Genomic DNA, 11,984 nt, shown 5'->3' on the forward strand with positions numbered 1-11,984 from the left:
ATTTGGCAGGACAAATCCGTGTAACGCCAGAAGAACTTCGTGATATGGCATCCCGCTATAACAACGAAAGCGGCAATGTGGAAGATTTGGTGGGCCGTCTTGACACAATGAAGGGGCAGCTGCAAGGCATGTGGGAAGGTGCTTCAAGTGATGCGTTTGCCGCTCAATATGAAGAACTTAAGCCTTCTTTTGTGAAAATGGCTAATCTTCTAGCTGATATTTCCAAACAGCTTGGCGATACAGCGAATATCATTGAAGATACGGACAATCAAATCGCAGGCCAAATCCGCGGTTAATCTTAGTCTATCAATCTCATAACACATGCGAGGCGGCGCTTGATTCTTACGAGAAGAAAGCGCTTGTTCCATTTTTTGGCAAGGTGTAAGACGTGAATGTGCGAGTGAACAGAGGTGATAATCCTATGAGTCTTTCAGGTATGTTAAGCAGTGTTCATAGTGCGATAGCAAGTCAATCGGGTGATATTGACAGGCAAATCACGAAGCTCGAACACGCCAAAAGCAGGATCGAAAGCGAACAAAATGCTTGTCTTGGCGAAATCAAAAAGGTAGAACAACCTGACCTAGGAAAAGATTGGAGCGGGACACGGGCGGGGAAGTTCGATGATGCCCGAGAAGCGGCACGGCAGGCAATGACAAATATATATGAGTATGATTATGATATGTACAAAAGCCGGATCGATGGAAGAATTAATGGGCTTAAAATCGAACGGGGCGCTTTAAACGCGGCAAGCGCGATTGCTCATGAAGCAAGCGAGCTGATGGAAAAAGGCGAGGATTTTATGGAAGCAGCCGGGGATAAGCTCAGTGAGTTAAAAGGATGGTTGTTTTAAGTGACGGAAATCAAATTAAAGCATGATGTTGTCATGAGTCATTTGGATAAAGTGAAGACCACGCTTGGCAAGCTGTCTTTGCCAGAACCCGGCTCGGTGGGGCAAAATAAGCTTGATTTCACAGAGGGCTGGCTTGAACGCGAGGCGGCGATCAAGAAGAATGTGTCGGAATACATGAAAGTGGTGGAAAAAAATGTCGAGGACACTCGGGCCAGTGTCGATTTGTTGAAACGGCAGGATGAAGCGATGGTGAGAAAATGAAAGCAGCAACCGGGGGCGGCGGAGGAACGTCCGCCCACAAGGTTTATGATGCAAAGGCACTGGTTGCGGCGATGAAGGAACGTCATGGTCATTACGAAACACTGCAAGGTGAGCTTAAGTCATTAAGGAATGCCATGCTTGACATGACCAAGCTGGACGATGCGCTTCAGGGCAAAGGCGCTGACGCGATTAAAGGCTTTTATCACGCCCAAGTCGATGTGGTTGACGCTTGGCTTGACTTTATCAAAGTCCAGCTTGCCTTTTTTAAAAGTGTGTCAGCTGCGACGGAAGACAAGGATCTCGGCGGCAACACCGTTGTTGACCTAGATTTTTTGATTGAGGATCTTTACCGTTCCGATACTCGGGCGAAGGACATTGTCGAAGGCCAGAAAGAGGATTTGCAGAAAATCTTCGACGGTATCCAGGATATCCTTTCCTTAGAGGTTTTTGATAGCGGCGAATTTGAAGACAAGATAGGCGAGGCGGAAAAGGAACGGCATAACACGATCGAAAAGGTTACAACGCTTGATAGCGAGTTAACTGACGAATACGGGCTGTCGGAAACGGAACAAAACTATGTTGGTGCTTTATATGGGGCTTTGATCAATGCCACAAGCCAAAATGGCAAGATCTCTCCGCTCAATTTTAATGCGAAAGCCTATCATTCGAGTGACATTTATAAATTGAAGGATAAGGTTGAAAAGAATACCAAAGACTATCTGACTTTCAAAGACAAGCAGGAAGAAGCGAGACGGCTTAAGAAAAAGCAGGAAGAGATGGAGAACCGCCCGTGGTATGAAAAGACATGGGATACGGTGTGTAACTTTACAGGTGAAGTCTCAGGATATTATGATTACAAGCGGGCATCCGAGGGTATCGACCCGGTTACTGGCAGGAAACTGTCCAACGCAGAACGCATCACCGCTGGAGCCATGGCAGCAGCCGGCTTCATCCCTATCATTGGCTGGGCTGGCAGAGCGCTGAAAGGCGGCAGGGCCATCTACAAGACGGCTAAAGGTTTGAGAGCTGCGGACCATATGCTTGATGCCTATAAAACGTCCAAATCGTTAGATATTTTGCGGAAATCGGAAATGGGCATTTACGGCCTTGTTACTGCAAATGGTTTTGGCGAGGCCATGACTGGCAAGGACATGTTCGGCAACAAGCTGACCGATGAGCAGCGGAAGAACAGCGCGATCAGTGCCTTTACCATGCTCGGCATAGGCGGCGCAGCACGTGCAGTCGATAAATATGGCGCCAAACTCCCTTACAGCAAGCACTACGCCGCAACCAAAGTCGCCGAAGCCAAGAAATCCATGCAAGCGCTGAAGCATAAGGTTGGGCGGTTTGAAGTGCCGACCCGCATTCGCTCCGAAGCAATGGCGACGCCAACTGGCCACACCTTCAAAATGTATCATGTCGAAAAGCAGACACTAAGCAAGGTTAAGAATAACCTAGCTGCTAGAAGAGCTGATGATGTGAGCGGTGGTGGGAGTCGGAGTGTTGGGGGAACCGGTGAAGGTATTACGAAGGTTAAATATGGTGATCATTTTACGAAGATTAATCGTAAAAAAGCATTAAAACCAAATGTGGAGTATACCAGTAAAGAAGGGTATACTTATAGAACAGATGACGAAGGACGTATAACAAGTTGTAAAGGAAAGCTTGTTTTGGGGAACGGTAAAAGAAGTGGTTATTTCCAGAAAAAAGTAGGTGGGGTTTTTAGGAAGTCTGGGGATGATGGAGGACATTTAATAGCAACTATTTTCAAGGGATCAGGCGGTCTTGATAATCTTGTACCAATGGATGCAAATCTTAATAGAGGGGCTTACAAAAGCCTAGAAAATACTTGGGGTAAAGCATTGTCTGCTGGAGATAATGTTGACATAAGCGTTAAACCTATTTATAAAGGAGATTCTTTAAGGCCAGTTAAATTTGAGATAAAATATAAAATAGGAAACGATGACCCCATCAAAGTAAAGTTAAGAAATCAGCCAGGAGGTTAAGTTTAGATGAAGGAAATTGATCAAAAGTATCAAGAGATTGCCAATATTCTTGTTGAAATGATACCTGAAGAATGGGAAAAAATTTACTTATATGCAGAGATAAATGAAGGCTATAGTCAAGTATTTTTCTATTATTACAATAAAAGGAATAACAATGAGCCAATATATAGTGTAAACATCCCCGAGGTTTTTGATTTTAATGAGGTTGAATTCGATCACTTGGATAACGAATTAGATGATTGTATAAATGAACTTTGGGAGGAATTTAGGTCAAAAAATCTGGATAAATGGACACTATTGACCTTTATCATGGATAATAATGGGGAGTTCGAAACGAAATTCGAATATTTAGATCCAAAAAAGTCCGAGCCATATGAGAACGCTGTTATTTGGAAATATGATAATTTGGGAATTAAAGGAGACAGTAAAAGGGCTCAGGAGATTTTGAACATTCATCTTGGAACATAATCTTTCAAACCTTTAAAAAACCCGAGTAACGGACACGTACTATAATATCTTTGTTCGGGTTTTTGTTTTATACTAAAACGTCTTTAGCAATGAAAATGAGAAAATCGGCAAATAATTAACTTTTGAATGTATTTTTGGTTAAGTGTTAATTGAGAGAACGAGGTTTACACGTTGAATACTAAAGCAATGAAACTAATCTATCAAAATGCTGCGCAAATTATTATTGAAATGATACCTGAAGATTGGGAAAAGATTTATTTATATGCCCAAATGGATGAAGATAGTGGCACAGTATTCTTTTATTATCTTTCCTTGGGAGAAAAACCTCAACCTGTTAAAAACTTAGACATCCCAAAGAATTTTAAAGTAGATGAAGATGAATTCTTTAACTTAAGAACTGAGTTGGATGATTGCTTTTTTGATCTGTGGGAAGAATTCCAGAAAAATGGCCAAGAATGCTGGATAAATCTTACCTATACTTTGGATAATACTGGTGATTTTAATATTGATTATGGGTATGAAGATTTAACCGGGCAGGATTCTATTCAAATCCAAACCATATGGGAATACAAAAATCTTGGTATAATACCTGAAGAAGGAAGTTATAAAAGATCTTTGTTTGAAAAATATTTGGAGAAGTTAGAATCCGAAGAATAGCAAATAAGAAGGCATGTTTAATTTTATTTTAAAAAAATCTTGTGTGGTGATAACCATTCAGGATTTTTTTATACTAAAAAATGGCTTGAAGGTGAAATAATTGATGCGGATGTTTTGTGTAACTATATAGATAGCGAAGATTATGTAGATGTAGCTGAGTTTGCAAACAAAGAAAAGGATGCACAAAAACAATATGCGTGGTATTCGGTTTTAGATGCTTTTTCTTATACAACTTATCAAGCATATAAAAAGGAAAAAAGAAAATTCGTTCCTCAAGTGGTTGAATTGATTGATGACGAAACGTTAAGAATACTAGGAGAAAATGCGATTGAATCTGGTTATTTTAAGATTGAAAGTCTAAATAATATAAAAAGTTACCTATTGGAAAACTACTCATTAAACGAAAGTTGGAAAACCGATAAATATATAAAAAGGGATAGGTTACCACTTGCCTAAAACATAAAATAGACCTTCTCCCTAATAAAGGGAGAAGGTTTTTCTTCTTAACAAATCGAATGGCACCAATTTTAAAAAAGGTAAGAAGAGGCGATACGGCTTAAGAAAAAGCAAGAAGAAATGGAAAACCGACCGTGGTATGAAAAGACCTGGGATACGGTGTGTAACTTTACAGGTGAAGTCTCAGGCTATTATGATTATAAGCGGGCATCCGAGGGCATCGACCCGGTGACTGGCAGGAAACTGTCCAACGCAGAACGCATCACCGCTGGAGCCATGGCAGCAGCCGGCTTCATCCCTATCATTGGCTGGGCTGGCAGAGCGCTGAAAGGCGGCAGGGCCATCTACAAGACGGCTAAAGGTTTGAGAGCTGCGGACCATATGCTTGATGCCTATAAAACGTCCAAATCGTTAGATATTTTGCGGAAATCGGAAATGGGCATTTACGGCCTTGTTACTGCAAATGGTTTTGGCGAGGCCATGACTGGCAAGGACATGTTCGGCAACAAGCTGACCGATGAGCAGCGGAAGAACAGCGCGATCAGTGCCTTTACCATGCTCGGCATAGGCGGCGCAGCACGTGCAGTCGATAAATATGGCGCCAAACTCCCTTACAGCAAGCACTACGCCGCAACCAAAGTCGCCGAAGCCAAGAAATCCATGCAAGCGCTGAAGCATAAGGTTGGGCGGTTTGAAGTGCCGACCCGCATTCGCTCCGAAGCAATGGCGACGCCAACTGGCCACACCTTCAAAATGTATCATGTCGAAAAGCAGACACTAAGCAAGGTTAAGAATAACCTAGCTGCTAGAAGAGCTGATGATGTGAGCGGTGGTGGGAGTCGGAGACTTGGTGGGACGGAAAACGGACCTAGAGCAGGTAGTGGGGATGGAGAACCCATTTTACGAAATGGAGATCATTTCCTTGATGGAAATAAAGCAAAATTAAAACCCAATGTTAAGTACCAAACCGGGGAATATGATTATCTGTACAAAACGGATGAATTAGGAAGGCTAAAAGAGTTTAATGCAGATGATTTAAAATTAACGACAAGAAAGGAAAGGCTTCCTCATAAGGGAAATACTCCTGGTAAAGTTTCAGGTGACCATGCAGGTCATATGGCCGGCGATAGATTCGGTGGTTCGCCTGAATTAGACAATCTAGTTTCGCAATCGAGTACCGTTAATTTAAGCAAATATAAAAAGTTAGAAAATTTATGGGCAAAAGCTCTAGATAAGGGGAAAAAGGTTACCGTTAATGTTAAAATAAATTATGATGGAAATGGATTAAGGCCATCCAGTTTCGATATAGAATATACGATCGACGGTGCCTTTGATGCAATTACAATTAAGAATTAAGAGGCGATAATGTGGAAAAAGTATTTGAAGATCATTTATCAGAATTACAAACGGATATGGTTGCAATTAGTTTAGAATATGTAGATGATCAGGCAGAAGAGATTTATATTTATTGTTCATACGAACCAGAAGCATACTATTTTAATGTTTTTTATAAAATAGCGGGGGAATTTGTACTTAAGCATCAGATTAATGATAGACTGAATCAAAAAACAAAACATGTGTATGATACCTCAATTGACAGACAAAAGGCACTTTTGAAAATAGGACGTGAGGATTTAGAATTAATTCATAAAAGATGTAAAAAGTTTAATCGTGATATGCCCACTGAAATGAAACTAAAATACAACGTAAAGGAAAATAGTTTAAATGCGAAGTATAATTATGATTTAGTATATTCAAATGATGAGGATCTACTTCCAACTGATATTTTTGAATCATGGGTTGATGAAATAAGCAATGGAAAAGCAAAATAGTAAAGAACCACACGTTCATCGCCATAAGATGTAAGTAGTGGTTCTTTTTATTGATGAATCAGAAAAGGTTAAAACCAAAAATTTTAATCATCATCTATATCTAATTGACATTTAAAGAAAAGCAGGAAGAAGCCCGATAGCTTAAGAAGAATCAGGAGGAGATGGAAAACCGCCGGTGGTATGAAAAGACTTGGGATACAGTGTGTAACTTTACCGGCAATTATAATGGGAATCAATAATAGGTAAATTAAAATTAACTTGAATAAAGGATATGAAAATAGTCCCTTATTTGGGTTTTAAATGATCTTTACATGCAAGCCATGCTGCACAAAATCGGCTAGTTTGAAGTGCCCTCCCACTAGTTTTGACATTGGATATAGAATTAGCGATGAGGAATGGGGATATCAACGATTTGATAATGTTCCGGGAGGTAAAAGAGATGGATGATAAAAAACTTGGCGCTTTATATAACCAAATTGCTAACCTAGTCATAGAAACTATTCCAGAGGATTGGTCGGAGGTCTATCTATACGGTGCGATAAAAATTTAGTATTATTCCTGAGGAAGGAAGTTATAAAAGATCTTAATAAGTCAATAACAATTTTAGGGGCTGATAATCTAACTCAACCCCCTTATTGAATTACGCCTCTATGTTAGGTTTAATTACTTCAACACTATCCTTCTGGCTGATCCCATCAACCAATAGCATTACCGCAGTGATAATATGCATAATCATCCCAACAAACGGTATCCATCCGATACATGAGGTAACAATACCTAAAATGGAACCATGCTTTTTGACACCGTCTTTACCGCTCAAGACTAATGTAGCGATATGCAGGAGAAACATTACACCGAGTGGAATCCAAGCTAATGCTAAAATAATTGTTCCACCTAACACAGGAATTCCTAATAATGCTTCAAGGGCCCCAGAAATGATTTTCAAAATTTTCGATGCTTTCACTTATAAAACACCACCTAATTTTTTTATAATTTCATCCTTAATTTTACTTAATAATTCCAGATATAACAATAGTTAAATAATTGTTGTTATAACCTTAATTTTATTCAATAAACAAAATGTGTTCCCAAGTTTCCCTATTTATAACTTGCGAACAGTGGTGAATAGTCGAAAGATATTTAGGGAACTTAGTATCCTTAGAATAATAATTGGGAAATCCGTATAAAAACTTTTATAGTCTTACTATTCTGAGTTTTATAATGCTAAATTTTATTAATATTGTTGTAGCAGATTCTTTCTCTGTATCCCGACAGTTTTCAAATAAAATATAAGTTAGGTAACTCACTAGATAAGAATTAACTTCAAAAACCATCCAGGAGGCAATTAAATGGATGAATCACGGCAAGAAAATATATAACAAAAAATTGCACAGAACGTCATAGAAACAATACAAGAAGATTGGTCAAAAATTTACTTATATGCTGAAGTCTCCGAAGATGTTCGTAAATCCTATTTCTTTTATTATCCCATTGGAAGTAATGAGCATACATACAGTCATGACATACCAGATGTGTTTGATATGGAAGATGATGATTATGATCAATTATGGTATGATTTGTTAGATTTACTGCAGGATTTGTGGAATGAATTTAAATTAAACGCTGAAGGACCATGGTCTAATTTAACTTTAATTCTGGATAATGAGGGTAATTTCAATATTGATTACAATTATGATGACCTTTCTGAAGTTGATCCGCATGAACAACAAATCATTTGGGAGTATAACGTTCTGGGGTTTAAACCAGACCTGATGAAGACATCAAATTGTTGAATGAACGAGGAAAAGTGTTTTCATCCGGGTGATGAACGCCCGAAATCGATAAAAAGTCGTAGTTGAGGTCGTTCATAAGGGTGATGAACTCCCGAAATCGATAAAAAATCGGAGTTGAGGTCGTTCATAAGGGTGATGAACGCCCGAAATCGATAAAAAGTCGGAGTTGAGGTCGTTCATAAGAGTGATGAACGCCCGAAGTCGATAAAAAGTCGTAGTTGAGGTCGTTCATAAGAGTGATGAACGCCCAAAATCGATAAAAGGTCATGTGAAAGGTCGTTCATCTGGGTAATACCTCCTTGTGAACAGATAAAAGGTGACAAGGTTTTCCTAGTAACCCCTCAGGAAAGCCTTGTCATTCTTTTTAAAATCAACACCGAATACTACCCAGAACAGCATAATCGATGCACATTCGCATAAAAAGCCAAAAATTCAAGAGCGAATCTATTGAAATAACCGGGTTGAATTTTGGCACAATTCTTGCAACTGTTGGGAGTGAGGAAATCAATACCACGAATGGGGGTTTTACATGGAACAAAAATCTGGTTTGAAACGGTCTCTGGGTCTAAGACATGTCACGTTATACGGGCTTGCATTTATGGCACCTACTACTGTTTTTTCAACTTACGGGGTAGCTGTTGAAAAAACGCAAGGCATGATGCCGACAGCGTATATCATAGCTATGATCATCATGCTTTTTACTGCTTATAGCTATGGACAAATGGTGAAGGAATTTCCTTCGGCGGGGTCAGCCTATACCTTTACACAGAAAGCTATCCATCCGAACCTTGGTTTTTTGATTGGCTGGACCATTCTTATTGATTATGTTCTTAGCCCAATGATCAGCGCCTTGCTCGTTGGCATTGTTGGGCACGCTTACTTCCCTGCTGTACCGCTGTCAATCTGGGTTATCTCGTTCATTTTAGTGATTGCCGTTGTTAATGTTCTTGGCATCAAAATAGCGGCAAACTTTAATACCTATTTTCTAATATTACAGTTGGCGTCATTCTTGTTGTTTTTCTTCATATCTATTAAGGGATTATTAGAGGGAAAAGGGGCCGGGACAGTTTTCTCAATCCTGCCTTTCTATGATCCTGATGTTAAATTATCGTCAATCATATCAACAGTGCCTATTTTATGCTTTACCTTTTTGGGGTTTGATGCTATAACGACTTTGTCTGAAGAAACCAAACATGCAAGGAGAACGTTACCGAAAGCGATTTACATTATCGTTTTTTCCGGCGGTGTATTGTATGTTATAACGACCTATTTTCTACAGACCGTCTTTCCAGGACTGCATTTCAAAGATCCGCAATCAGCCCATATGGAGATTTTTGCCTATATCGGCGGAAGTTTTTTGACAAGCTGCTTTACCGCGGTAAGTTTTACTGCCGGGTTTGCTTCAGCAACAGCATCGTGCGGCAGCGGTGCCCGCATATTGTACGTCATGGGGCGTGAAGGTGTCCTTCCAAAGAAAATCTTTGGCTATCTTTCGCCAAAATTCCATACCCCGGTTTTCAACATTTTAATCATTGGCTGCATTGCATTATCCGCATTGTTCTTAAACATTGTGACAGCATTGTCTTTTATTAACTATGGTGGGCTGTTCGCCTTCACTTTCGTAAATCTTGCAGTCATCGTTCATTATTATATAAAAAAGCGCCAGCGATCACCTAAGGGTACTATAATGTACCTTGTTATACCATTAATCGGCGCCTTTTTCACTGCCGTACTTTGGCTGCAATTAGACAATCATTCCATGATTTTGGGAAGCACTTGGCTTGCCGCTGGAGTTATTTACCTATTGTACTTAACTAAACTGTTCAGGCAGCCTCCTCCAGAACTACGCTTCGAGGAAACAGAACAGGCATAAATTAAGGAGATGAAAAGTAATGACTATTAAAAAGGCTGATGTTGTTCTATCTAGTAAAACTGTCTTCACCGGTTGCAAAAACATACCGGAACCTGCCCTTATCGCCATTCGCGATAACAGAATCATAGCGGTGGGTGAAGAACATGATTTAAAACAATATATTGGACAAGATACTGTCATTCACGACTTTGGCGATAAATTAATCATGCCGGGATTTCATGACAACCATCTGCACATTATGATGGGAGCTCTTGCGATGGACAGCGTTAATCTTTTTGACGCCCGTTCTGAAGAAGAGGCTGTGGATATGGTTCATGATTATGCAAAAGCAAGACCGGATGATCCATGGATCATAGGTTTTCAATGGGACTCTAGTTATTGGGATGACAAGCGATTCCCGAGTCGTTCGTCGATCGATCGGATCATACCGGATCGACCTGTCCTTTTATTTCATGCCGAGGGTCATTATACGTGGGCAAACAGTAAAGCATTAGAAGTTGCGGGCATCACTCGCGATACAGAAGATCCGCCGTTTGGTTCAATTGAAAAGGGGGTAAACGGTGAGCCTACCGGTATATTGATTGAGGGTGCATCGGGGCTTGCAACCAACAAAGCTTTTGATTTACCAAAGGCAAAGAAGGAAAAACTGATGCAGCGTTTTTTGAAGGAAGCGGCACGATTCGGTGTAACGTCCGTGAATGATTTGTTTGGCACAAATACAAATAAAAAACTTCAGGATTTCGAGCTGTTCAGAGAGTTTGAAGAAAAGGAGCAATTAACGGTTCGGATTCATCTCTATCCACCACTTGATGGTGATTTGAAAAAAGCCAAACAGTTACGTGAGCAATATGATTCTGAGAAGTTACGTGTTTCCGGGCTTAAGCAATTTATTGACGGCGTTATTACCAGTTATACGGCTTACATGCTTGAGCCATATGCCGATCATCCCGAAAAGCAAGGGGAACCGACCTTTTCTCCAGATACCATTAAAAAATGGGCTGCTGAAGCGGATAAAGAAGGATTCAGTATTCGCTTCCACGCCATTGGTGACGGAGCCATTCATTTAGCTTTGGATGCATTTGAAACAGCGCAGAAAAATAATGGTCCAAGAGATTCGCGTCACTCTATTGAACATGTGGAAGTGATTCATCCAGATGACATATCACGCTTTAAGGAATTAGGTGTTGTCGCTTCGATGCAGCCTGACCATTTTGCTTTATCTGAACGTGGTGTTTACACTTCAAAGATCGGTGATCAACGCGAAAAATATGTCTTTGTCATCAATACCTTGAAAAAGTCAGGAGCCAAACTCGCTTTTGGGACCGATTTTCCAATTGATATCTTAAACCCCATGCAGCAAATCTACCGCGCCGTTACAAGAATTGACAGCAGCGGTTCAGATGTATGGCATCCTGAAGAAAGGATCACGCTGTCAGAGGCTTTGCATGCTTATACGCATGGTTCAGCCTTTGCGACTTTCAGAGAAAATGAATTAGGAACACTCGAAGCTGGCAAACTGGCTGATATTACCGTCCTCGATCGCAATCTTTTTAAAGTCCCTGAAGAAGATATCTTGGACGTGAAACCTGTTTTTACAATGGTTGATGGGCAAGTCGTCTTTTCTGAAGAATTGGTGTCAAAATAAAAATGTGATTTAATCCCGATCCAACAATAAAAGCTGACGGAGCATGACAGGAATTTGAGGTTATCTTTATTTGAATATTGACAAAATGGAAAACATGATATAAACTGAATATAAAGTAAATAACGAATAAGCAAAGGGGCTAT

Annotated in this window: 13 protein-coding genes and 1 pseudogene; 13 read left to right on the plus strand and 1 reads right to left on the minus strand. The window is 40.1% G+C overall.

Going from position 1 to position 11,984, the window contains the following annotated elements:
• Positions 1-2 precede the first annotated feature (2 nt).
• The 10 genes and pseudogenes from EV207_RS03720 (at position 3) to EV207_RS03765 (ending at position 7,080) form a co-directional block, all read left to right on the plus strand.
• A complete protein-coding gene (locus tag EV207_RS03720) occupies positions 3-296 on the plus strand; it encodes a WXG100 family type VII secretion target (protein WP_132743787.1) in 294 nt (97 codons plus the stop codon).
• Positions 297-421: 125 nt separating this feature from the next.
• On the plus strand, positions 422-850 hold the full coding sequence (locus EV207_RS03725; protein WP_132743789.1) for a YwqH-like family protein: 429 nt from the start codon (positions 422-424) through the stop codon (positions 848-850).
• Positions 851-1,111, plus strand: a complete 261-nt coding sequence (locus EV207_RS03730) for a DUF5344 family protein (RefSeq protein ID WP_165886824.1) — start codon at positions 851-853, stop codon at positions 1,109-1,111. It abuts the gene before it with no gap.
• Positions 1,108-3,117 carry a T7SS effector LXG polymorphic toxin gene (locus tag EV207_RS03735; protein WP_132743791.1) on the plus strand — a complete coding sequence of 670 codons (2,010 nt, stop codon included), beginning with the start codon at positions 1,108-1,110 and terminating at the stop codon, positions 3,115-3,117. The genes EV207_RS03730 and EV207_RS03735 overlap by 4 nt, the downstream gene beginning before the upstream one ends.
• A 6-nt stretch (positions 3,118-3,123) precedes the next feature.
• Positions 3,124-3,585 (plus strand): immunity protein YezG family protein, encoded by a 462-nt coding sequence (locus tag EV207_RS03740; RefSeq protein WP_132743793.1) that lies wholly within the window; start codon positions 3,124-3,126, stop codon positions 3,583-3,585.
• Between the two features lie 171 nt (positions 3,586-3,756).
• Entirely contained in the window at positions 3,757-4,242 is a 486-nt protein-coding gene (locus EV207_RS03745; protein ID WP_243646930.1) for an immunity protein YezG family protein, read from the plus strand.
• Positions 4,243-4,281: 39 nt separating this feature from the next.
• On the plus strand, positions 4,282-4,698 hold the full coding sequence (locus tag EV207_RS03750; RefSeq protein ID WP_243646931.1) for an Imm6 family immunity protein: 417 nt from the start codon (positions 4,282-4,284) through the stop codon (positions 4,696-4,698).
• 87 nt (positions 4,699-4,785) lie between these two features.
• Positions 4,786-6,054 (plus strand): annotated as a pseudogene (locus tag EV207_RS23850) (DNA/RNA non-specific endonuclease); the annotation flags it as partial.
• An 11-nt stretch (positions 6,055-6,065) separates the two neighbouring features.
• Entirely contained in the window at positions 6,066-6,530 is a 465-nt protein-coding gene (locus EV207_RS03760; RefSeq protein WP_243646932.1) for a DUF600 domain-containing protein, read from the plus strand.
• A gap of 439 nt (positions 6,531-6,969) precedes the next feature.
• Complete coding sequence (locus EV207_RS03765) at positions 6,970-7,080, plus strand: immunity protein YezG family protein (protein WP_132743799.1); 111 nt, start codon at positions 6,970-6,972, stop codon at positions 7,078-7,080.
• Between the two features lie 90 nt (positions 7,081-7,170).
• On the opposite strand, the gene EV207_RS03770 is transcribed toward EV207_RS03765, so the two are convergent.
• Positions 7,171-7,494 carry a hypothetical protein gene (locus EV207_RS03770; RefSeq protein ID WP_132743801.1) on the minus strand — a complete coding sequence of 108 codons (324 nt, stop codon included), beginning with the start codon at positions 7,492-7,494 and terminating at the stop codon, positions 7,171-7,173.
• 421 nt (positions 7,495-7,915) lie between these two features.
• Here EV207_RS03770 and EV207_RS03775 point away from each other — a divergent pair, with 421 nt between their 5' ends.
• The 3 genes from EV207_RS03775 to EV207_RS03785 all read left to right on the plus strand — a co-directional run bounded on the left by EV207_RS03775 (position 7,916) and on the right by EV207_RS03785 (position 11,841).
• The gene (locus EV207_RS03775; RefSeq protein WP_132743802.1) at positions 7,916-8,323 is read left to right on the plus strand and encodes an immunity protein YezG family protein; all 408 of its coding nucleotides are present in this window, start codon (positions 7,916-7,918) and stop codon (positions 8,321-8,323) included.
• 529 nt (positions 8,324-8,852) lie between these two features.
• The gene (locus EV207_RS03780) at positions 8,853-10,196 is read left to right on the plus strand and encodes an APC family permease (protein ID WP_132743804.1); all 1,344 of its coding nucleotides are present in this window, start codon (positions 8,853-8,855) and stop codon (positions 10,194-10,196) included.
• Between the two features lie 19 nt (positions 10,197-10,215).
• A complete protein-coding gene (locus EV207_RS03785; protein ID WP_132743806.1) occupies positions 10,216-11,841 on the plus strand; it encodes an amidohydrolase in 1,626 nt (541 codons plus the stop codon).
• The last annotated feature ends 143 nt before the right edge of the window (positions 11,842-11,984 follow it).

It is taken from the genome of Scopulibacillus darangshiensis (assembly GCF_004341035.1).
GTDB classification, from domain to species: domain Bacteria; phylum Bacillota; class Bacilli; order Bacillales; family Sporolactobacillaceae; genus Scopulibacillus; species Scopulibacillus darangshiensis.